The sequence below is a fragment of the Lactobacillus nasalidis genome (assembly GCF_016587775.1).
Classification (GTDB): Bacteria; Bacillota; Bacilli; order Lactobacillales; family Lactobacillaceae; genus Lactobacillus; species Lactobacillus nasalidis.
In genome coordinates, this window is the sequence record NZ_BOCG01000309.1 from 1 (window position 1) to 20,679 (window position 20,679).

The 20,679-nt window shown below is 48.0% G+C and carries 33 protein-coding genes and 1 tRNA gene; 1 reads left to right on the forward strand and 33 read right to left on the reverse strand.

All coding sequences use genetic code 11. The features are described from left to right. The 4 genes from lacNas_RS05500 to lacNas_RS05515 form a co-directional block, all read right to left on the reverse strand. The coding region (locus tag lacNas_RS05500) for an aminotransferase class I/II-fold pyridoxal phosphate-dependent enzyme (RefSeq protein WP_201346678.1) at positions 1 to 504 on the reverse strand (504 nt) is incomplete at its 3' end. A 332-nt stretch (positions 505 to 836) separates the two neighbouring features. Next, complete coding sequence (locus tag lacNas_RS05505; protein WP_201330986.1) at positions 837 to 1,007, reverse strand: hypothetical protein; 171 nt, start codon at positions 1,005 to 1,007, stop codon at positions 837 to 839. Between the two features lie 99 nt (positions 1,008 to 1,106). Beyond that, positions 1,107 to 1,178, reverse strand: a tRNA-Gln gene (locus lacNas_RS05510). 110 nt (positions 1,179 to 1,288) lie between these two features. Further along, the gene (locus tag lacNas_RS05515; protein WP_201330987.1) at positions 1,289 to 1,780 is read right to left on the reverse strand and encodes a YbhB/YbcL family Raf kinase inhibitor-like protein; all 492 of its coding nucleotides are present in this window, start codon (positions 1,778 to 1,780) and stop codon (positions 1,289 to 1,291) included. A 103-nt stretch (positions 1,781 to 1,883) separates the two neighbouring features. Between lacNas_RS05515 and lacNas_RS05520 the strand changes: the two genes are divergently transcribed. After that, positions 1,884 to 3,053 (forward strand): MFS transporter, encoded by a 1,170-nt coding sequence (locus lacNas_RS05520; RefSeq protein ID WP_201330988.1) that lies wholly within the window; start codon positions 1,884 to 1,886, stop codon positions 3,051 to 3,053. A gap of 59 nt (positions 3,054 to 3,112) precedes the next feature. On the opposite strand, the gene lacNas_RS05525 is transcribed toward lacNas_RS05520, so the two are convergent. From lacNas_RS05525 to rpsQ, 29 genes are all read right to left on the reverse strand, one after another. Next, complete coding sequence (locus lacNas_RS05525) at positions 3,113 to 3,736, reverse strand: NUDIX hydrolase N-terminal domain-containing protein (protein WP_201330213.1); 624 nt, start codon at positions 3,734 to 3,736, stop codon at positions 3,113 to 3,115. A gap of 114 nt (positions 3,737 to 3,850) precedes the next feature. Further along, a complete protein-coding gene (locus lacNas_RS05530) occupies positions 3,851 to 5,482 on the reverse strand; it encodes a peptide ABC transporter substrate-binding protein (RefSeq protein ID WP_201330214.1) in 1,632 nt (543 codons plus the stop codon). Between the two features lie 218 nt (positions 5,483 to 5,700). Then, on the reverse strand, positions 5,701 to 6,183 hold the full coding sequence (locus tag lacNas_RS14220; RefSeq protein ID WP_244660623.1) for a hypothetical protein: 483 nt from the start codon (positions 6,181 to 6,183) through the stop codon (positions 5,701 to 5,703). A gap of 236 nt (positions 6,184 to 6,419) precedes the next feature. Then, positions 6,420 to 7,085 (reverse strand): hypothetical protein, encoded by a 666-nt coding sequence (locus lacNas_RS05540; protein WP_244660624.1) that lies wholly within the window; start codon positions 7,083 to 7,085, stop codon positions 6,420 to 6,422. Positions 7,086 to 7,444: 359 nt separating this feature from the next. After that, positions 7,445 to 7,840 (reverse strand): 30S ribosomal protein S9, encoded by a 396-nt coding sequence (gene rpsI, locus lacNas_RS05545; RefSeq protein WP_201330215.1) that lies wholly within the window; start codon positions 7,838 to 7,840, stop codon positions 7,445 to 7,447. A 12-nt stretch (positions 7,841 to 7,852) separates the two neighbouring features. Continuing rightward, complete coding sequence (rplM, locus tag lacNas_RS05550; RefSeq protein WP_201330216.1) at positions 7,853 to 8,296, reverse strand: 50S ribosomal protein L13; 444 nt, start codon at positions 8,294 to 8,296, stop codon at positions 7,853 to 7,855. Positions 8,297 to 8,401: 105 nt separating this feature from the next. Continuing rightward, positions 8,402 to 9,190: a tRNA pseudouridine(38-40) synthase TruA gene (gene truA, locus lacNas_RS05555; protein WP_201330217.1), complete on the reverse strand. Its 789-nt coding sequence runs from the start codon at positions 9,188 to 9,190 to the stop codon at positions 8,402 to 8,404. Then, positions 9,190 to 9,987 (reverse strand): energy-coupling factor transporter transmembrane component T family protein, encoded by a 798-nt coding sequence (locus lacNas_RS05560; RefSeq protein WP_201330218.1) that lies wholly within the window; start codon positions 9,985 to 9,987, stop codon positions 9,190 to 9,192. Before lacNas_RS05560 ends, truA begins: the two co-directional genes overlap by 1 nt. Beyond that, positions 9,980 to 10,843: an energy-coupling factor transporter ATPase gene (locus tag lacNas_RS05565; protein ID WP_201330219.1), complete on the reverse strand. Its 864-nt coding sequence runs from the start codon at positions 10,841 to 10,843 to the stop codon at positions 9,980 to 9,982. Before lacNas_RS05565 ends, lacNas_RS05560 begins: the two co-directional genes overlap by 8 nt. Next, entirely contained in the window at positions 10,819 to 11,667 is an 849-nt protein-coding gene (locus lacNas_RS05570; RefSeq protein WP_201330220.1) for an energy-coupling factor ABC transporter ATP-binding protein, read from the reverse strand. Before lacNas_RS05570 ends, lacNas_RS05565 begins: the two co-directional genes overlap by 25 nt. Before the next feature lie 189 nt (positions 11,668 to 11,856). Continuing rightward, a complete protein-coding gene (gene rplQ / locus lacNas_RS05575) occupies positions 11,857 to 12,240 on the reverse strand; it encodes a 50S ribosomal protein L17 (protein WP_002878136.1) in 384 nt (127 codons plus the stop codon). Between the two features lie 26 nt (positions 12,241 to 12,266). After that, positions 12,267 to 13,205: a DNA-directed RNA polymerase subunit alpha gene (locus tag lacNas_RS05580; RefSeq protein ID WP_201330221.1), complete on the reverse strand. Its 939-nt coding sequence runs from the start codon at positions 13,203 to 13,205 to the stop codon at positions 12,267 to 12,269. Positions 13,206 to 13,248: 43 nt separating this feature from the next. Next, positions 13,249 to 13,638 carry a 30S ribosomal protein S11 gene (rpsK, locus tag lacNas_RS05585; protein ID WP_201330222.1) on the reverse strand — a complete coding sequence of 130 codons (390 nt, stop codon included), beginning with the start codon at positions 13,636 to 13,638 and terminating at the stop codon, positions 13,249 to 13,251. A 29-nt stretch (positions 13,639 to 13,667) separates the two neighbouring features. After that, positions 13,668 to 14,018: a 30S ribosomal protein S13 gene (rpsM, locus tag lacNas_RS05590; RefSeq protein ID WP_201330223.1), complete on the reverse strand. Its 351-nt coding sequence runs from the start codon at positions 14,016 to 14,018 to the stop codon at positions 13,668 to 13,670. A gap of 25 nt (positions 14,019 to 14,043) precedes the next feature. Continuing rightward, complete coding sequence (gene rpmJ / locus lacNas_RS05595) at positions 14,044 to 14,160, reverse strand: 50S ribosomal protein L36 (RefSeq protein ID WP_002878160.1); 117 nt, start codon at positions 14,158 to 14,160, stop codon at positions 14,044 to 14,046. A gap of 14 nt (positions 14,161 to 14,174) precedes the next feature. After that, positions 14,175 to 14,396: a translation initiation factor IF-1 gene (gene infA / locus lacNas_RS05600; protein ID WP_002878178.1), complete on the reverse strand. Its 222-nt coding sequence runs from the start codon at positions 14,394 to 14,396 to the stop codon at positions 14,175 to 14,177. Between the two features lie 75 nt (positions 14,397 to 14,471). Continuing rightward, positions 14,472 to 15,125 (reverse strand): adenylate kinase, encoded by a 654-nt coding sequence (locus lacNas_RS05605; RefSeq protein WP_201330224.1) that lies wholly within the window; start codon positions 15,123 to 15,125, stop codon positions 14,472 to 14,474. A 10-nt stretch (positions 15,126 to 15,135) separates the two neighbouring features. Then, positions 15,136 to 16,431, reverse strand: a complete 1,296-nt coding sequence (secY, locus tag lacNas_RS05610) for a preprotein translocase subunit SecY (RefSeq protein WP_201330225.1) — start codon at positions 16,429 to 16,431, stop codon at positions 15,136 to 15,138. Next, a complete protein-coding gene (rplO, locus tag lacNas_RS05615; RefSeq protein ID WP_201330226.1) occupies positions 16,431 to 16,871 on the reverse strand; it encodes a 50S ribosomal protein L15 in 441 nt (146 codons plus the stop codon). Before rplO ends, secY begins: the two co-directional genes overlap by 1 nt. Before the next feature lie 20 nt (positions 16,872 to 16,891). Next, positions 16,892 to 17,077, reverse strand: a complete 186-nt coding sequence (gene rpmD / locus lacNas_RS05620; protein ID WP_002878183.1) for a 50S ribosomal protein L30 — start codon at positions 17,075 to 17,077, stop codon at positions 16,892 to 16,894. 11 nt (positions 17,078 to 17,088) lie between these two features. Then, positions 17,089 to 17,601 (reverse strand): 30S ribosomal protein S5, encoded by a 513-nt coding sequence (gene rpsE, locus lacNas_RS05625; protein WP_201330227.1) that lies wholly within the window; start codon positions 17,599 to 17,601, stop codon positions 17,089 to 17,091. 16 nt (positions 17,602 to 17,617) lie between these two features. Beyond that, on the reverse strand, positions 17,618 to 17,977 hold the full coding sequence (gene rplR / locus lacNas_RS05630) for a 50S ribosomal protein L18 (protein WP_003613307.1): 360 nt from the start codon (positions 17,975 to 17,977) through the stop codon (positions 17,618 to 17,620). 26 nt (positions 17,978 to 18,003) lie between these two features. Next, on the reverse strand, positions 18,004 to 18,534 hold the full coding sequence (gene rplF / locus lacNas_RS05635; protein ID WP_201330228.1) for a 50S ribosomal protein L6: 531 nt from the start codon (positions 18,532 to 18,534) through the stop codon (positions 18,004 to 18,006). Positions 18,535 to 18,558: 24 nt separating this feature from the next. Then, positions 18,559 to 18,957, reverse strand: a complete 399-nt coding sequence (gene rpsH / locus lacNas_RS05640) for a 30S ribosomal protein S8 (RefSeq protein ID WP_201330229.1) — start codon at positions 18,955 to 18,957, stop codon at positions 18,559 to 18,561. A 22-nt stretch (positions 18,958 to 18,979) separates the two neighbouring features. After that, positions 18,980 to 19,165, reverse strand: a complete 186-nt coding sequence (locus tag lacNas_RS05645; RefSeq protein WP_002878192.1) for a type Z 30S ribosomal protein S14 — start codon at positions 19,163 to 19,165, stop codon at positions 18,980 to 18,982. A gap of 14 nt (positions 19,166 to 19,179) precedes the next feature. Next, positions 19,180 to 19,722 (reverse strand): 50S ribosomal protein L5, encoded by a 543-nt coding sequence (gene rplE / locus lacNas_RS05650; protein ID WP_201330230.1) that lies wholly within the window; start codon positions 19,720 to 19,722, stop codon positions 19,180 to 19,182. Between the two features lie 19 nt (positions 19,723 to 19,741). After that, positions 19,742 to 19,981, reverse strand: coding sequence for a 50S ribosomal protein L24 (gene rplX, locus lacNas_RS05655; RefSeq protein WP_201330231.1), 240 nt, complete (start codon positions 19,979 to 19,981; stop codon positions 19,742 to 19,744). 16 nt (positions 19,982 to 19,997) lie between these two features. Further along, positions 19,998 to 20,366: a 50S ribosomal protein L14 gene (gene rplN, locus lacNas_RS05660; RefSeq protein ID WP_002878195.1), complete on the reverse strand. Its 369-nt coding sequence runs from the start codon at positions 20,364 to 20,366 to the stop codon at positions 19,998 to 20,000. 30 nt (positions 20,367 to 20,396) lie between these two features. Continuing rightward, positions 20,397 to 20,663, reverse strand: a complete 267-nt coding sequence (gene rpsQ, locus lacNas_RS05665; protein ID WP_008460121.1) for a 30S ribosomal protein S17 — start codon at positions 20,661 to 20,663, stop codon at positions 20,397 to 20,399. Between the last annotated feature and the right edge of the window lie 16 nt (positions 20,664 to 20,679).

A 20,679-nucleotide genomic window follows, 5' to 3' on the forward strand; every position in this document is an offset into this window, starting at 1 on the left:
CCGCAGCCGGTCGCCGTATTCGTCGACAGCTGCCTGCAGCTGGTCCGGCGTCAGCTTGAAGCCGGTCTTGGAAGTGTCGATCTGCACCACTTCCGCTTTTTCCAAAGCCGCGTCGGCAATGTAGAGCGGGAAGATCGGCGTTGGCAGGACCATTACGTCGCCGGGGTTGATGATTGCCGACATGACCGTGTAGATGGCTTCCGTCGCCCCGTTGGTGGCGATGATCTCGCTTGGCGCGTAATGCATGTCATAGCGGCGGGCCAGGAAGTCGGCAGCGGCTTCGCGCAGGCCGGCAGTCCCGTTAGAAGGCGCGTAGTGCGAGTGGTTGTCCACGATCCCCTTGATGGCAGCCGTCTTGATATGGTCAGGAGTGTTGAAGTCCGGTTCGCCGACCGTGAACTTGACGATATCGGCATACTGACTGCTGTATTTGGCGAAGTTCAGAATAGCTGAAGTCTTGACTTCTGCTACCCCTTTCTTGAAATGCTGGGTTAAATCGACCATGTTTGTGCCTCCTAGATGATCAATGAAAATAAAAAATCGCGGATCAGCTGATCCACGATTACCAAAGTCTGCTTGTGCACGTTCCATTTTGAAACCGCCGGATCCTGATTCCTGCCGTTTCAAAAAACAATGTTAAGAAAAACTCTCATTATTGAAACTGCAGATGCATGTTTTGTGTTGAAAACTTGCATCCACAGATGCAAGTTAGTTCCAATAATAAAAGCTAAAGAATTTTGCATTTTTGCTGATTAAAGCTGCCATGATTCTTGTCCTCTCTCAACATTTGATGCTTTAACTATATCTTAAAGATAAATTAAAGTCAAGCGCAAAAGTTAATTTTCTTCCCAATTTTCAGGATTAGCCAAGAGGTCCTGCAGGGCCTGAACCAGGTCCCGGCCCACCGTGATCGTCCCGGGCTTGAGGTAGTAACTCAAAGAGATTTCTTCTTCCAGTTTCCCCAGCAGCTTCTGCACTTCCGCTTGTTCCGTTTCTTTTCCTGCCATATGATGCCTCTTTTCTGATTTTGCAAATGTCCCCTTCATTTTATCAGCTGCAAGCCGGAAGCACAAAAAAAGGTCAAGCCGCCTGGCTTGACCTGCTTATTGCGTTAGCTGGATTCGAACCAGCGCATGACGGTACCAAAAACCGTTGCCTTACCACTTGGCTATAACGCAATCTTGTGTGTGCTGGGCTGACGCCCAACAAATAATATAATACCTAATTTCCAGAGTCTGGTCAACACTTTCAAGAAAAAAATCCTCCAAAAAATGGAGGATTTCTTCTTTTAAGCCCGGGCCGGCAAATCCAGCTGGCTTTCAGCCAGGACCTTGCCATCCAAGGCCTTCAAGAATTCATTGTAGTAATACGGTTGCGGCAGGTTCAGCTTCTCACTCAAGGCATAAACCCGCAGGCGGTAGTCGTGGTCCTTGTCCGGCGGAGTCGGCCCAACGTAGCCCGTATGCACTTCTTCTGGATCGTTCAAAAAGCGGGAAACGGTACTGTTGTATCCCTGGGGGGTATCCGTCTTTCTGCTGAAGTCAGCCGGAATTTCACTGGCTGCTGGCACGTCGCTGGCCAGCCAGTGGATCCAGGCAAAACCGCAGACCGGGATGGAATCATAGTCAACCAAGGACCAGGCCAGGTACTTGGTCCCGGCTGGCAGGTCCGTTACGGAAAAAGGAAAGGATACTACCGGGTTGCCGGCTTCCTTGACGCTGGCATACTTGGCATATTCGTCGGGCAGATAGCCCTTGTCCAACTTTACTTGAATCTGCATGGTCAAAACCTGCTTTCTTTTACTCAAGACTTACTATCATCATGTTTATTTTAACATTTTTTCTGTTAAACTAATTAACAGTGTGTTTTATAGGAGTTTCAGTATGTCACGTTATAAAATTCAAGCTTTTCTCTTTGTCTTTGTAGCCTTCATGCTTGGCTGCAATGAATATATGATCGTCGGCGTTCTGCCGGATATTTCCCGGGAAATACATGCCTCCCTCAGCAGCCTGAGCTACCTGGTCACCGTCTTTGCCCTGGTTTACGCCATCGCCACTCCACTGGTGACGTCACTGACCAAGTATTTCAAGCGTCACCAGCTGCTCTTTTTCCTGATGGGCATCTTCTTCATCGGCAATACCTGGACAGCCCTCTCCCACAGCTATGCCAGCCTGCTTTTCTCCCGGATCCTTTCGGCCACGACCGCGGGCTCGATTATTTCCCTCATCCTGGTTATCGCCAATTTTGTGGCCCCCCTGGAAAAAAGAGCCTCGCTTCTGTCCTGGATCTTTGCCGGCTTCTCAATTGCCTCCATCATCGGCCTGCCGATCGGGACCTTTATTTCAACCACTTTTTCCTGGCATGCCAGCTTCTGGATGATCTCGCTTCTGACGCTTGTAACCTTTATCCTTTTGCTGGTCTTTGTGCCCCGGGATACCCCGCAGAGCCAGTCCAGCCAGGGGCACAAGCAGTTCGCCATCCTGGGCAACCGGCAGATCCAGCTGACCTTGATCGCCATCGTCCTGGTCTGCGCGGCCCAGTATACCTACTATACCTACATCCGGACCTTGATTACCGACTACATGCATTTCCCGAAGAGCTGGCTGAATATTTTGCTTCTTCTGCTGGGACTTGCCTTTATCGCCGGCAACAAGACCGGGGGCTTTCTGGCCGACCGCGGCGGCATCAAGCGCCTGCCCTTGGTCTTCGGCATCCAGACCGTCCTGCTCTTTCTCTTGGCGCCGCTTTTGCCTCTGTCCTGGCTGGCCTTCATCTGCATCGTCGGCATCTGCTGCACCAACAGCATGTACGGGTCATCTACCCAGGTTTATTTCCTGGATCTGGCGGCGGCTGAATATCCGGAGTCAATCGACTTTGCCTCCAGCTTCAACTCGATCTTTGCCAATATCGGGATTTCCCTGGGTTCCTTCACGGCAGCGCAAGCAGCCGGCTTGACCGGGATCGCCAGCACCCCCTACTTTGGCGGGGTCTACAGCTTGATCAGCTGCCTGCTGATGATCCTGGTCTGCCGGCAATTGGCCGCCAAAAAGTAAAGCAAATAGAGAAGAGAATAATAAAACAAAAAACAAAACTCGCCGTAAGGCGAGTTTTTTTAGTCGAACAAAGTTTGCCAGTTGGGATCCCGGTGGGCCGCAAAGCACATCTTCACCTGTTCAGTCGAATTCTTGTTTTCCGCCAGTGGTGGCAAGTCACTTTCTTTGAACCAGGCAGCCTGGCTGGTTTCGGAATTGGCCTTGAATTCCCCGCCCAAGGACTGGCAGAGATAGTAAATGTCGGTGATCCCGTAAGGATGGATCGAGCCGTGGTGCTTGAAGTGGTCTTGGACGGCGATGATTTTTACCGGTTTGACGGTTAAGCCGGATTCTTCCTGGCATTCTTTAACGCAGTTGTCAGCTGGGGACTGGTCGACGTCACACCAGCCGCCTGGCAGGGACCAGTGCCCTTCTTTTTCCTGGACCAGGAGAATCTGGTCATCTTTGAAGATGGCTGCCCTGGTCGCGATTTTCGGGGTCTGGTAGCCAATTTCATTGCAGAAGAGCTCCTTGACCTTGTCGTAATTGACCTCGCTTTTTTCCGCCAGCATTTCCGCTGCTATTTCCCGCAGACGGCTGTAGCGCTCCGTGTCAAACACATCCTTGCTGTAGGCCAGGCCGGTCTGCCCGATTGCTTGGATTTCCATGGCCCAGTCAATCAATTTGTCGCCTTTTTTCATCATGTCCTCGCTTCTTCATCAAAAAATTTCTTCTGCCTCAATTATAGCTAAAGGCAAAAATTTTTGCGCAAAAAAGCAGATCCGGAGATCTGCTTTCTTTAGTAGCTATAGTATCGATTATTTGACATAGGCTTCCTTGAAGTCCCAGTTGCCCCGGTTGTAGACCGCCTTCTTGACGCTGGTCCGCACCAGCATGACGCTGGTTGAGTAGTAAAGCGGACAGATCCCGGCATCCTTTAAGAGAATGTCTTCAGCCTGGCTCATGTCGCTCCAGCGCTGGCTGGTGGACGTGGTGGTCTTGGAATCGGCGATCAGCTTGTCGTACTTGCTGTTTGACCATTGCCCGTCGTTTTGGCTGTTGCCAGTCGTGAACAGGTCCAGGAAGGAGATCGGGTCGGCAAAGTCGGCGATCCAGTCGATCAGGCCCAGCTGGAACTTGTGGCTGGCCAGGCGGCTGAGCAGGGTCTTGAACGGCACGCTGTTGACTTCCACCTTGACCTGCGGCAGGGCTGATTCAATGTCTGACTGGATGGCTTCCGCGCTCTTCTTGGCGCTGTCGGTATCGCTGGAGACCAATGTCAGCTTGATCTTGCTCTTGCCCAGTTCAGCCAAACCCTTGGCCAGGTACTCCTTGGCCAGCTTCTTGTTGGCATCTTTCGGGTACAGGCTCTTGGCGCTGCTGGAAATCAAGCTGGTGTAGTCTTTCCCGTTGACCTTGGTCAAGTCCTTGGAAGTCAAGGTGTTGGCCGGCTGGCTGGCCCCGCCGTCAATGGTGGAAACCAGGCCCGAGCGGTCAATTGCCAAAGACAGGGCCTTGCGGATGTTGGCGTTTTTGACGTAGCTGCTGCCGCCTGACCCCTGGCCGAATTCCATGTAGTAGGTCCCGCCTTGCGGCAATAAAGTAAAGGCCTTGTCGCTCTTCAGCTGCTTGATCTGGGAGGAGTCAAGGGAAGTAGCGTCAAGCTTCTTGGACTGGTAGAGGTTGTATGAGGTCGTGGTCGACTTCTGCACGCTCCAGTTGATCTGGCTTAGCTTGACCTTGCTCTTGTCCCAGTAGTACTTGTTCTTGACCATCTTCCAAGACAGGTTTGACCCGGTCCAGCCCTTTTGGACAAACGGCCCGTTGTAGACCATGTACTTGGAAGCTGTCCCGTACTTGGAGCCATACTTCTTGACGGCTTTTTCGTTTTGCGGGAAGAAGACCGCGAAACCCATCAGCTTGTTAAAGTAAGGGATCCGCCGTTCCAGGGTCACGACCAGCTTGTACTTGCCAACCGCTTTGATCCCCAGACTCGTTGCCGGCTTCTTGCCAGCTACGATCTTGTCAGCATTCTTGATGCCAGAGAAAAGGTATGAATATTCTGATTCAGTCTTCGGGTTGACTGTCCGCCGCCAGGAGTAGACAAAGTCCTTGGCCGTCACCGGGTCCCCGTTGGACCATTTGTCGTTCTTTCTCAAGGTAAAGGTGTAAGTTTTACCGTCTTTGGAAACTTTTTCAGAAGTTGCCAGGCCCGGAGTGATCTTTGAGTCCTTGCCCAGACGGTACAGGCCTTCCATGGTGTTAGAGAGCTGGGTAAATGAAACCGAGTCGGTTGCCTTTGACAGGTCCATGGTTGGAATTTCGGCACTGGTCGTCCAGTTCAAGGTCTTTTTGGCAGATGAACTTGCCTTTGAAGAACCACATGCCGTTAACGCAAGTGCCGCCAGGCAGACGCAAGCTGCTTGCCCTAAGTTTTTCGGAATTTTCATTGTCTTGTCCTCTACTTTCGCATCTTTGTCATCACAATTCATTTTAAGCTTGCATTAATTGTATTTTCATTTTGTAGCTTATTCAAGGACTTGTACTTTATTCCGGTAAACTCTTATTTTTGGAACTTTTCTGTCGGGGACGGATTTACTTTATTCAGTTGGTCTAGACTTTTGCTTTATTTTCTTATGTGGATAAGCTGGGGAAAAAATTGGTCTGCTTAGTCAATTTCCTTGAAATACAATCCTTGGTGCTCAACCAGACTCTCTACTTCTCCCCGCAGCTGCCCCTTAAGGTTAAAGAAAATGGTACTAAAACCATCTTCAATCCGCATAAGCGAAAAATCATTCTCCTGCTTAAGCAAGATATTTAAGCTGCCGTAATTGTCAATCACCATAGTATCTATGATTTCTCCCAGCCGCTCTAAGCCAATGTTTCGTAGGTTCTTGTTTTTCAGATCAGGGTAAAGAGCATTAGCCACTGCTTCATCTAAGTAGACATATGACTCATGTTGGTACATCAGCGCGAAGGCAATAAATTTTATTTTCTCTGTAAATTGCGGTTTAAAGTGTACGTCCAAGTACATCTCTAGTTCTGCATAATCTTCATTTTGAAAGGTAAACGGAACAAAATCGGCAAAATACTTGTCTGATTGCTGGTCAATCAAGCGGTCAATCAAGTCAACAGCATTGTCATAATTCATAGCCAAAGCTCCACTTTTTTATTACATTAAATTTTGATCTTTAGATTACTTACTATTCATTAACCTATAGAGTTCCAAAGCGCCTAAAACCAGACTAAACCCTCCTAAAATTAAGTAGTCATATGGCGATTCAGATCTTTCTGTCTGTACTGTCAATCTTGCGGCAGACCACCCCGTAAAAAATATAAATATAAGCGCTAATATGCTTCTGGCAACTTTACTAGTCAAGATTTTTTTCATAGAACCTTCTTATACTCCCATTTTACAGATTGCAGATGCTTTCTGTGAGAATCAGTATATGTATATGTCTTCCAAGCGTAATATTCATATCCTCTAGTACAATATTCTTTTACCGTATACCATTTATTTCGAGGACTCTTTCCAAAAATATCATTATAAACAGTATAGGCTAAGCCACCAGCAGAAACATAGGGACCAACTACAGGAACAAAGCCGAGCAAACCAATAATAATATCCTTAGTCGTTCCTGTTAATCTCCTTACCATATCTGCACTATACTTCTCTGTCGCTAAATAATAGTACTTTCTACCTGCATGTTTGAACGCCATCTTGCCATTTGCATACGTAAAATTAACAAGTGGGTTGAAAAAACCACCTACACTTGTCGTAGGCAACTGGCTATCGTTTATATCAGCTGAACATATCTCTTTGTTGTTCAAATAAATAGTATATACGCCACTATTTGAAACAATGCGATATGAGAACACTTGCCCATTGTACTTAATATTCCCGCTTAATCTTGAAGAATCATCTGGAAGAATTTGCATTTCAGTTCCATTTGTTAGCTTCACACTCTGCCAAGTGTATTCACTATTTTCTTGATTATTCTGATTACTTTTAGTCGAATCTGACGTAGACGCATTAACAGTATCAGAAACCATCCCTTACACTGCTGTTAATAACATTGTAGCTGTCATCAAAGACACAATACCTTTAGAAATTTGTTTCATATTTTCTTCCTTCTAAACTCAATTTCATATCAATTTCATATCAATTTTCCCCCCTACTAAGCAAAAATACAAGTAACAACTAAAAAAAGGCATCCCTACAAGCACATTTCATAGCTTAAGAGGTATCCACCTTTCTACTGAAAAGCATTATCTGAAATTGATGCAGAAAAAAAGCACCAGCAAGATGCTGATGCTTTAAATCTCTTGGATTCGATATGGTCTGTTGTAACCATATGTGACCATTTGAAGTCTCGAAACCGCTGATCTGATGCCGTTCTTGACGATCCAGATTAACGCTTTGAGAATTGTGAAGCCTTGCGGGCCTTCTTCAGACCTGGCTTCTTTCTTTCCTTCATTCTTGGGTCACGAGTCAAGAAGCCGGCCTTCTTCAGTGGACCACGGAAGTCTGGGTCTACTTCGAGAAGGGCACGGGCGATACCATGACGGATCGCACCGGCTTGACCTGAGAAACCACCGCCGTTAACGTTAACGAGAACGTCGTATTGGCCTTCAGTTTCAGTCAAAGTCAAAGGTTGCTTAAGGTCCTTAACCAAGATTGGCAATGGAATGTAGTCAGCAACGTCCTTGTTGTTGATAGTGATCTTACCATCGCCTGGTACTAAACGAACGCGAGCTACGGCGTCCTTACGACGACCAGTACCTGCATATGCAGCTTGTTGTGCCATCTAAACTACCTCCTAGATCAAATTGTTAATGTCTAACTTTTCAGGCTTTTGCGCTTCGTGCTTGTGTTCTTCACCAGCATAAACGTGCATCTTCAAGAATTCTTGGTGGCCAAGAGTGTTCTTTGGAAGCATACCCTTAACTGACAATTCAACCAATTTAACAGGGTTCTTGGCAAGCAATTCGCCAGCTGACACAGCCTTCAAGCCGCCACGGTATTCTGAGTGGTGGTAGTAGATCTTGTCAGTTGCCTTCTTACCAGTCAGCTTCAACTTAGAAGCGTTAACGATGATGACGTTGTCACCAGTGTCAACGTTTGGAGTAAATTGAGGCTTGTTCTTACCTCTAAGGATAGTAGCAACAGCAGTTGAAAGACGACCCAATGAAACATCAGTAGCGTCAATCAAGTACCACTTACGTTCAATTTCACTAGTCTTTGCTAATGGTGTAGTACGCAATGTAAATTCCTCCGTTTAATTCGTAGTTTGAATACAATAAGTTTCCGGGGCCTATCGTGGACAAACATACTCTTATATCATATGTCCTAAATACCAAAATGTCAATTAGAAATCAAGGTCGAGCCGATATTTTCTCGGCACTTCCTCGTAAAAGACATGGTAAAGGTACAAGCCGCTGGCCTGGGCGGTCTGCTGGACCTCCAGCCGGTTCTTGGCCGCGATCACCCGCTTTAAGTCGTGAACTGGCCGGCGGCCATTGCCAATCTCCAGCAAGGTTGCCACCAGAATCCGGACCATGTTGTACAAAAAGCCAGTCGCGATAAAGTCCATGATCACTTCATTGTTTTCTTCGTCCAAGGCCACATTGACATAGTACATGTCCCGGACTTTATCCTCGATTTGCCCGCCGCTGGCGGCAAAACTGGTGAAATCGTGCCGGCCCAAAAGGTCCTTGGCGGCTTCTTGCATCTTTTCCACATCCACTGGATAAGGATAGTGGCCTGTGTAAAAACGCTTAAAGGGGTTCACGAAGCCGTCCAGGCTGACCCGGTAGCGATACCATTTCCCCTTGACTGAGAAGCGGGAGTGGAAATCTTTATCCACAATTTCACAGTCGGTAAAAACCATATCCATCGGCAGCTGAGAGTTAAGGGCCTTGATCATGTTGGCCGGCGGAATTTCCCGGCCCGGGTAGTCAAAGTGGATCACCTGCCCGACTGAGTGGACTCCGGCATCGGTCCGGCCTGATCCAAAGACCCGGACCTCCTGGCCCTTGGTCATCCGTTTGAGGATGTCTTCCACTGTCCCTTGAATCGTTCTCTGCCCCGGCTGGGACTGAAAGCCGTGGAAGTCATGGCCGTCATATGCCAGGGTAAGTTTGTATCTGCTTGTCATTAATGCATCCTTGTCGTGATCATCAAAATTGTCAACAGCAGGCAGTAGCCGGCCGGAATCAGGTCCACCTTGCTCCATTCAAGAATCCGGTAGCGGGTCCGGCCCTCGCTGCCCTTGTAGCCCCGGGATTCCATGGCTGTGGACAAGTCCAGGGCCACTTCCAGGGAGTCGATAAACAGCGGCACCAGCATCGGGACCACCGACTTGGCCCGCTTGACCAGGCCGCCGTCGTTAAAGTCAGCGCCGCGGGAGCGCTGGGCGTTCATGATCTTGAGCGTCTGGTCAAACAAGGTCGGCACGAAGCGCAGGGCAATCGAGATCACCAGACTGATCATGCCGACGTTGACCTTGAACAGCTTGAGCGGCGTCAGAATCCACTCCATGGCGTCGGCAATTTCCAGGGGCTTGGTCGTCACCGTCATTACCGTTGACACCAAAATAATCATGGCGAAACGGATAAACACGTAAATGCCGTTGACTATCCCCTCGCTGGAGAGGGCAAAAATCCACCAGCGCCAGTAAACTGTGCCGCCGACCATGAAGAAGGTCTGCAAAAGGGAGGTGAAAATGATCAGCCAGATCATCGGCTTGACCCCGTCCCAAAAGACCTTGGCCTTCAGACCCGTGGCCAAAACGCAGGCCAGGCCGAAGACGCTGATGACCAGATAGCTGACCCAGTTGTTGGCCAGGAAGATCATGATGATGAAATAAAAAGTCGTCAGCAGCTTCGCCCGCGGGTCTACCCGGTAGACAAAGGTCGTCCCCGGCAGGTAGCGGCCGATAATAATCTTACTCATGCTCTCCCCCCTTTAGCTTTTGACTGATCGCGTCCGCCAGTTCCGGCATGGTCAAGGGCTGGCCCGACAGCGGCAGGCCGGCAGCCGTCAGTTTGGCGGCAAAACGCGCGCTGCGCGGTTCTGCCAGATGGTGCTTTTTGAGCCAGCCGCTGTCTTTGAAGACTTCCTTGGGACTGGCATGCTTGATCAAGCGGCCATGCTCTAAAACCAGGACGTCATCGGCATAGTCGGCCACGTCATCCATGTTGTGGGTCACCAAAATCACCGTGTGGCCGGCCTTTTGGTAGTCCTTGAACAGCTGCATCATTTCCAGCCGCCCTTTCGGGTCCAGACCCGCTGCCGGCTCGTCCAAACAGATGATGTCCGGTTCGTAGGCCATGACGCCGGCCAAGGCCACCCGCCGCATCTGCCCGCCGGAGAGATCAAAAGGCGACTTCTCGGCCAGACTGCTGTCAAGGCCCACCTTTTCAAGCCATTTTAAGGCCGCCTCGCGGGCTTCATCGTCACTGAAGCCAAAGTTCTTCGGGCCGTACTCAACGTCCTTTAAAACCGTGTTTTCGAAGAGCTGGGCCTCAGGAAACTGAAAGGCCAGGCTCACCTTGCGGCGCAGGCCCTTTAAGCCCTTGTTGCCGGTTTCCGGCGTAATGGTGTAGCCGGCGATCTCAATTTTCCCGGCCGTCGGCTTAAGCAGAGCGTTAAAGTGCTGCATCAAGGTCGACTTGCCGCTGCCCGTATGCCCGACCAAAGCGATGAAGCGGCCTTCTTCCAAGCTGAAGCTCAGCTGGTCCAGGCCGACTGCCTCCAGCGGCGAGCCGGGGCTGTAGACATAACTTACATTTTCGAATTTAATTGCCATAAGCTCTGTACCAACTTTTCCTCATCATCAATTTCATCAGGGAGCACTATCCCCCGCTCTTTCAACAGCTCTTTCAACCGGTAGACGAAAGGAATGTCCAGGCCGATCCGCTCCAGCAGCTCCACCTTGGAAAAAATTTCCTCCGGCTTCCCCTGGTCCAGGAGCTTGCCATCATCCAGGACCAGCACCTGGTCGGCCAAAGCAGCTTCTTCCAGGTCGTGGGTGATCGAAATGACCGTCAAGTCGTTTTCTTCCTTGATCCGCCGCACCAGGTCCAGGATCTGCTCCTTGCCTTCCGGGTCCAGCATCGAGGTCGATTCGTCCAGAATAATGACCCGCGGCTTCACGGCCAAAATGCCAGCGATCGCGACACGCTGTTTCTGGCCACCTGAGAGGTTGCTTGGCTCGCTGCCGGCGTAATCAGCCATACCGACGTCTTTAATCGCCTGAGCGACGATTTTCAGCATTTCAGGCCGGGGTACGGCCCGGTTCTCCAAACCAAAGGCCACGTCGTCGCTGACCGTCGCGCCGACAAACTGGTTGTCGGGGTTCTGGAAGACGATGCCGACCTTTTCCCTGACCTCCCAGACAGAATCAGCGGCCAGTCTGATCCCGTCAACCGTGATACTGGATTTTTCCAGGTCATCCGGGGCCAGCAGGCCGTTGATCAGTTTAGAGACAGTGGACTTGCCGCTGCCGTTGTGGCCGATCAAAGCCGTCCAGCTCCCCCGCTCGACCGCGAAAGACAGGTCGGCTACTGCCGGGCGCGGACTGTCCGGGTAGGTAAAAGTCACGTGTTCAAAAGTAATAATATTGTCGCTCATTGCGTCACCACCTAGTTGTTCATGTCTTTAACTATTGTAACAAGGTAAGCAAAAAAAGCGAAAAAAAAATCATCCATGAAGAGGGATGATATCGAACCATCTAAGCTAGACTAAGGTTTCCCCATCATCATCGCGCTTATTCTCGCTTTCATGAATAATTTCAAAAAATATTTAGTTGTAGCTTTTAGATTAAACCAATTCCAAAACTACCATTGGAGCTGCGTCACCCTTACGAGGAACTGCCAGCTTCATGATCCGAGTGTAACCACCGTTACGGTCCTTGTAACGAGGAGCTACGTCGCTGAACAGCTTTTGAAGTGCTGACTTAACAACTACTTCGTCGCCTTCTTCGTGGATATCAGCGATTTCGTTGCGTACAAAAGCAGCAGCCTTTCTTCTGGCAGCCAAGTCACCGCGCTTGCCCAAAGTAATCATCTTTTCAGCAGTGCGACGTACTTCCTTAGCGCGAGCTTCAGTAGTGACGATGCGTTCGTTGATGATCAATTGGGTAGTCATTTCGCGGAGCATAGCTTTTCTTTGACTACTGTCCCAACCTAATTTACGGTATGACATTAATGTGCCTCCTTTATTACAGACGACTAGTCTTCTTGACGAAGTGAAAGACCCAGGTCTGCTAATTTATTCTTAACTTCTTCCAATGATTTACGTCCCAGGTTGCGTACCCGCATCATTTCTGCTTCTGACTTGACAGTCAAGTCCTGCAGGGTGTTGATGCCGGCCCGCTTCAAGCAGTTGTATGAACGAACTGAAAGGTCAAGGTCTTCGATGGTCATCTCGAGCTTCTTTTCCTTTTGGTCGTTCTCCTGTTCTACCATAACTTCGCCGATTTCGGCAGCAGCGTCTGCTGATTCAAATGCCTTGAAGTGTTCTACCAGAACACGAGCGGCAAAGTTGAGGGCGTCATTCGGAGCGATTGAACCATTTGTCCAAATTTCCAGAGTAAGCTTGTCAAAGTCTTCTCTCTTCCCAACGCGAGTTGATTCAACTTGGTAGTTGACCTTTTCGATTGGTGAGAAAAGTGAGTCAACCGGAATGTCACCAATGGACATTTCAGCCGTCTTGTTTTCGCTGGCTGGTACGTAGCCCCGGCCGTTGCAGACATCAATCCACATGTGCAGGTGGCCGCCTTGCGCGATGGTACAAATGTATTGGTCAGGATTCAAGACTTCAACGTCAGCATCGGCCTTTAAATCTTCAGCAGTTACAGTAGCTGGACCTTCAACGTCAAGTTCGATCGTCTTGGTTTCTTCAGTGTAAGCTCTCAGTTCAAGCTTCTTCAAGTTCAAGATGATCTTGGTTACGTCTTCCTTTACACCGGGAACAGTAGTGAATTCGTGCAAGACACCATCGATCTTCACCTTCACCAAACCGGTCCCTGGAACAGAAGTCAGCAAAACCCGACGCAGTGAATTGCCTAAAGTAGTACCAAACCCACGCTCCAGCGGTTCAACGACAAACTTACCGTAACTGTCTTCTTGATCCACGACGGTAATATTTGGTTTTTTAAATTCAATCATTACTGGGCCCCTTTCAAAACGCACGTCTCAAAGTAAGATTTTATTAAACACGACGACGCTTTGGTGGTCTAGAACCGTTGTGAGGTACTGGAGTAACGTCACGGATTGAAGTGATTTCCAGACCAGCAGCTTGCAGAGCACGGATTGCTGATTCACGACCAGAACCTGGGCCCTTAACTGATACTTCGATGTGGTTCATACCTTGGTCAATTGCGCTCTTAGCAGCAGCTTCGGCAGCCATTTGCGCAGCAAACGGAGTAGACTTACGGCTACCCTTGAAGCCCAAAGCACCAGCTGAAGACCAGGCAACGGCGTTACCTTGAACGTCAGTAATCATAACTAAAGTGTTGTTAAACGTTGAGTGAATGTGAGCCACGCCACTTTCAACGTGCTTCTTCACACGACGCTTACGAGCAGTTTTCTTTGCAGGCATCAATAAACCTCCTTATATTATTTTTGGGATTAACGGCTTCTCTTAGCACCCTTGCGAGTACGTGCGTTGTTCTTGGTGTTTTGACCACGAACTGGAAGACCGCGACGGTGACGGATACCACGGTATGAACCGATATCAACAAGACGCTTAATGTTCATGCTTACTTCACGACGCAAGTCACCTTCAACGCGGTACTTGTCAACTTCTGCACGAAGCTTTTCTTGTTGTTCTGGGGTCAAGTCCTTAGAACGAACGTCTTCAGATACACCGGCTGCTGCACAGATAGCTTGTGCAGTGTGTTCACCGATACCGTAAATGTAAGTTAAAGCGACAACAACTCTTTTATCTCTTGGTAAGTCAACACCAGCGATACGTGCCATAGAATGCACCTCCTACTTTCTAAAATTAACCTTGACGTTGCTTGTGCTTTGGATTTGCAGGGCAAATAACCATAACACGACCATGTCTCTTAATGACCTTGCAATGTTCGCACATTGGCTTAACAGATGGTCTAACCTTCATGTTTGCCTCCGTTTTTATTTAATAAACCGATACGTAATTCTACCTTTAGTCAGGTCGTATGGAGAAAGCTCCACAGTAACCCGGTCGCCTGGCAAAATGCGAATGTAGTGCATTCTGATCTTGCCGGAAACGTGCGCCAAAATAGTGGCGCCGTTTTCCAATTCGACTTTAAACATAGCATTAGGTAAGGTATCAACTACCTTACCTTCTACTTCAATGACATCATCTTTTGCCAAAGTTGCTCCTCCGCAATCAAAACAGTCATACTTCGAAATTATAACACGTTCGAAAAAATTTGCAAATCCTTTCGGCTAATCCTTGCTGAGGATTGCGTCAATGTCTGCAAAAACTTTTTCAGGTGCCTGTTCGCCATTTACAGTAGCAAGCAAGCCCTTCTTGTCATAGTACTCCTTCAACGGAGCGTTCATCTTTTCGTTAACTTCCAGCCGGTTCTTAACAACTTCAGGCTTGTCGTCTTCACGTTGATAGAACTCGTGACCACCGCAGCGATCGCAGGTACCTTCGACCTTAGGCTTCTTTGAGAACTTGTTGTAAGTTGCGCCGCATTTCTTGCACATGAACCGTGCTGATAAACGATCGATTAAAGTCTCTTCCTTGACATCAATAGCAATGACGTTGGTCAATTGCTTGTTCAAGCGGGTAGTGATTTCATCGAGAAGTTCTGCTTGCTTGGTCGTTCTCGGGAAGCCGTCAAGAATGAAACCATTCTTGACGTCGTCTTGACCGAGACGTTCTTCAACCAGCTTTGCAGTTACTTCGTCCGGAACCAAATCGCCCTTGTCGATGTAAGCCTTGGCTTCCAAGCCTACTGGAGTCTTGTTGGCCATTGCTTCTCTAAACATGTCACCGGTTGAAATGTGAGCCAAGTGATACTTGTCGACGATTTGTTCAGATGCAGTACCCTTGCCTGCCCCTGGCAGACCAAGAAGAATCAAATTAATCATATTTTTTCACCTATCTAATAAATCCGGCATATTCACGCTTCATCAACAAACCGTTGATTTGCCGTGACAATTCCAGAACAACCCCAATGACGATCAACAGGCTGGTACCACCCAAGCCGATTGAAGTCGGCAGGTCCCAGATGTTGGTTGCAAGCTGTGGAAGCAAAGCAACCAAACCCAGATATACGGACCCGACTGTTGAAAGTTTCAGCAACATTGAAGTCATATATTTCTCAGTGTCCTTACCAGGCCACACGCTAGGAATATATGCACCCTGTTTTTGCAAGTTTTCCGCCAGCTTCTCAGGATTTACCTGAACGAAGGCATAGAAGAAAGTAAATAGAATGATCAAAAGGGTGTAGATAATTGCTCCAGGAGTCGTCTGCAAGCTAAAGATATTTGATAAGACCTGATACCATGTCGTATCGCCGTACTTGCCTTGGAAAGCCATCAGAATCGTGGCTGGCGTAACGATGAACGAACTGGCGAAGATAACTGGAATAACGCCGGAGACGTTAACCTTTAACGGTAGAAAACTTTCTGATCCACTGGTCGTCGCTCTTCTCGTGTATTGGATCGGAATTCGACGATCAGCTTGTTCAACCCAGGTAACGAATTTCGTTACCAATAAAATTGCGACAATAAGCGCAACGAAGAACGCAACCCCTTGCCAGCGATCACTTGCACTGTTGTTGATCACCTGATCTTGGAAGACTTGGTAAAGTCCGCCTGGCAGGCGGGCAATGATCCCAGCAAAGATAATTACTGAAACCCCATTGCCTAAACCCTTGTCGGTAATCTCATCACCCAGCCAAGTTAACAGGAAGGTACCAGCTGTCATGATAATACCGATTTCAAAGTAGGTTTGCCAAGTTTGAGTCTTAACCAGACCGAAGGAAGACAAGGCGTTAAAACCTAATGTAATCCCCACACTCTGGACAAAAGCAACAAACAGCGTCAAATACCGGGTAACTTGATTGGTTTTGCGCCGACCGACTTCCCCTTGCTTGCCCCATTCGACAAGCGTTGGAACGATGTCCATTTGAAGCAGTTGAATAACGATCTGCGCGGTGATGTATGGCGATACCCCCAATGAGAAAATGGAGTAGTTGTCCAAGCCACCACCGGAAACTGTGTCCAGCACGGAAACAAGTCCCGTGTTGGCAACAGTCGTCAAAGCCTTCGCATTTATCCCCGGAACTGTAATATTTGCACCGAGTCGGTAAATTACAAGGATAAACAAAGTATAGAAAAGCTTATTTCTAATTTCCTTATCCTTGAAGGCGTTCTTCAAGGTTGAAAACATTAGATCACCTCTACAGTGCCACCAGCTGCTTCGATTGCGCTCTTAGCAGCTTCAGAAACCTTGTTAACCTTTACAGTCAACTTAACGTTCAATTCGCCGTTGCCAAGCACCTTAACGCCTGACAATTGCTTCTTAACCAAGCCCTTAGCCTTCAAGCTTTCGAAGTCAACTACGCTGCCTTCTTCAAACTTGTTCAAATCAGCCAGGTTTACGATTGCGTATTCCTTGCGGTTGATGTTCTTGAAACCACGCTTAGGCATAGTTCTGAACAATGGCATTTGACCACCTTCAAAACCTAAACGAGTGTTACCGCCTGAACGTGCGTGTTGACCCTTTTGACCACGACCTGAAGTCTTACCGAAGCCACTTGAAGTACCACGGCCGACACGCTTTCTAGCGTGACGTGAACCTTCGGATGGGTGTAATTCATTAAGTTTCATTAAATTGGACCCTCCTTGATTTATTTGTTAACTTCTTCAACAGAAATTAAGTGAGCGATTTTCATCAGCGCGCCACGAGTAGCAGCGTTGTCTGGTTGGACAACAGTACTGTTGATCTTGCCTAAGCCGAGAGCTTTAACAACTTTTCTTTGTTCAGGCAGACGGTGGGCAACACTTCTAATTAAAGTAATCTTTAAATCTGTCATCTATAATCTCCCTAATCTTGCAAGCTCTTAGCTGATTCACGAAGCTTCAGAACGTCTTCGCGAGTCTTCAACTTTTGCAGACCATCGATAGTGGCCCGGATAACGTTGATTGGAGTGTTTGAACCCAAAGACTTGGAAGTAACGTCAGCGATACCAGCCATGTCCATAACGATACGTACAGCACCACCAGCAGCAATACCAGAACCGGCTTCAGCTGGCTTAAGCAGAACGTTACCTGAGCCGTAGTGGCCAAGTACTTCGTGAGGAATAGTAGTACCAACAGTTGGAACAGAGATCATGTTCTTCTTGCCGGCTTCGACTGCTTTGCGGATAGCTTCTGGAACTTCAGTTGCCTTACCAGTACCAAAGCCAACGTGACCCTTCTTGTCGCCAACGACAACTAAGGCAGCAAATCTTTGACGGCGACCACCCTTAACAACCTTGGTAATCCGGTTGATAGCGACCAATTGATCTTCGATGTCGTCCTTGTTTCTACGATTTTTTGAATCGTTGCGGTTTGCCATGTGTTAATCTCCTTTCCTAGAATTCTAAGCCGTTTTCACGAGCTGCGTCAGCCAAAGCTTCTACACGACCGTGGTAGATGTAGCCACCTCTGTCGAAGACAACTTCGGTGATACCCTTGGCCTTACCAGCTTCAGCAATGGCCTTGCCAACTGCTTGAGCTTGTTCTACCTTGGTAGCATCCTTTGAAACAGACTTATCTAAAGTTGAGGCACTTGCAAGCGTGACACCCGCTACGTCATCAATCAATTGAGCGTAGATGTTAGTGTTTGAACGGAAAACACTCAAGCGTGGGCGCTCAGCAGTACCAGAAATCTTACCGCGAACACGTCTGTGGCGCTTTAAGCGCAACTTGTTTTTATCTGGTTTTGAAATCACAATTTCACCTCAAAATTTATTTTCTATTACTTACCAGTCTTACCTTCCTTGCGGCGAACGACTTCGTCAGCGTAACGGATACCCTTGCCCTTGTAAGGTTCAGGTGAACGTACGGCGCGAATTTCCGCAGCAAATTGGCCGACTACTTGCTTTGAGATACCTTCAACAGTAACGTCAGTTGCTGATGAAGTAGTTACAGTAACACCTTCTGGCGCCTTCATTTCAACTGGGTGTGAGTAGCCAACGTTCAGAGTCAAGACGTTGTTCTTGGCAACTGCACGGTAACCAACACCGATCAGCTTCAATTCCTTCTTGTAGCCAGTTACGACACCTTCGATCATGTTAGCCAGGTTGGCTCTCATGGTGCCGTGGATAGCCTTGTCATTTTCGTTTGAACGAGTGAAGCGGATTTCACCGTTTTCTTGTTCAAACTTGATGCGTGGGTCGAATTCTCTAGTCAATTCGCCCTTTGGGCCCTTAACAGTAATTTCATTACCATTCTTGGTAACAGTGACACTTTCAGGGACGTTAATTACTTTAAAACCAATACGGCTCATTAATTGTTCTCCTTCCTGTCAGAATTACCAAACGTAAGCGATAACTTCGCCGCCGACGTTCTTTTCTCTAGCTTCCTTGTCGGTAAGGATACCAGCTGAAGTTGAAACAATAGCGATACCTAAGCCGTTCAGAACCTTTGGCAGGTTGTCAGCTGAAACGTAGTTTCTCAAGCCTGGCTTGGAGATACGCTTCAAACCGGAGATAACACGTTCGCCGTTTGGACCGTACTTCAAGGTGATCTTGATTACGCCTTGCTTGCCGTCTTCAGTTACTTCGTAGTCACGGATGAAACCTTCTTGCTTCAAGATTTCTGCAAGTGACTTCTTAATGTTTGATGCAGGCACTTCTACTGAATCATGCTTAGCCATGTTGGCGTTTCTGATTCTAGTCAAAAAGTCTGCGATTGGGTCAGTCAATACCATCTATGCTATCCTCCTTACCGATTTACCAGCTAGCCTTCTTAAGACCAGGAATTTGGCCTTTGTGTCCCAATTCCTTCAGGCAAATGCGGCACAAACCAAACTTGCGGTAAACAGAGTGTGGACGACCACAACGTTCGCAGCGAGTGTATTCACGTGAAGAAAACTTTGCAGGACGGTGATTTCTTACCTTTTGAGATGTCTTAGCCATGTATGTCCTCCAAATTACTTAGCAAATGGCATGCCAAATTGAGTCAAAAGTTCACGAGCTTCTTCGTCAGTTTGAGCAGTAGTTACGATAACGATATCCAAACCTCTAGTGCGGTTGACCTTATCGAAGTCAATTTCTGGGAAGATCAATTGTTCCTTGACACCCAAAGTGTAGTTGCCCCGGCCGTCAAATGAACGAGTTGAAACACCGCGGAAGTCGCGAACACGCGGAAGAGATACGTTGATCAGCTTGCTCAAGAAGTCGTACATTCTGTCGCCTCTAAGAGTAACCTTGGCACCGATTGACATACCTTCACGCAGACGGAAGTTGGCGATTGACTTCTTGGCCTTGGTGATCATTGGCTTTTGACCAGCGATCAAGGTCAATTCTTCAACAGCTTCGTCCAGGTTCTTAGCGTTGGCAACGGCGTCACCAACACCCATGTTCAAAACGATCTTGTCGATCTTTGGTACTTGCATGCTTGAAGTGTAGTTAAACTTCTTAGTCAATGCAGGAACGATTTCTTCGTTGTACTTAGTTGCAAAACTATTAGCCATTAGTGTCCTCCTTCCCTAATTAATCTTTGTTGCTTTCAGCTTTAGCAATAACTTTAACGTTAGAAGCGTGAATTGAACCTTCAGTTTCAACGACACCGCCGTTAGCGTTGGCAGCAGAAGCCTTGGTAGCCTTCTTGATCATGTTAACGCCCTTAACAACAACGCGGTTCTTCTTAACGTCTACGGAAAGAACAGTGCCTTCCTTGCCTTTTTCTGAGCCGGCAATAACTTTTACCTTGTCACCAGTTTTAACGAACATTCGCGCAACTCTCCTTTTACAATACTTCAGGGGCAAGTGAAACGATCTTCATGAAGTCCCCTTCACGGAGTTCACGTGCAACTGGCCCGAAAATACGAGTACCACGAGGGCTCTTGTCAGCGTTGATAATAACTGCTGCGTTTTCGTCAAACTTGATGTATGAACCGTCTTCGCGACGAGCGCCTGACTTGGTTCTTACGATAACAGCCTTAACGACGTCACCCTTCTTTACAACACCACCTGGCGTTGCTTGTTTAACAGCTGCGACAACGATATCACCGATGTTACCGGTCTTGCGCTTTGAACCGCCCATAACGCGGATAACAAGCAATTCACGTGCACCGGAGTTGTCAGCTACCTTCAAACGAGTTTCAGTTTGAATCACTATTAAATCCTCCCTTAGCTAATCCGTAAATTAAACAGATTTCTTAACAATGTCAACTAAACGGAAACGCTTAGTACGTGATAATGGACGGGTTTCCATGATACGAACGATGTCGCCTACCTTGGCTTCGTTATTTTCATCCATAGCGTAGTACTTCTTTGAGTAACGAGTACGCTTGCTGTAAACTGGGTGGTTCTTGTAAGTATCAACTACAACAACGATAGTCTTGTCCATCTTGTCGGAAACGACGCGGCCTTGGTAAACGTGGCGGCGGTTTCTTTCGTTTGATTCGCTCAAGTTAGTATCTCCCTTC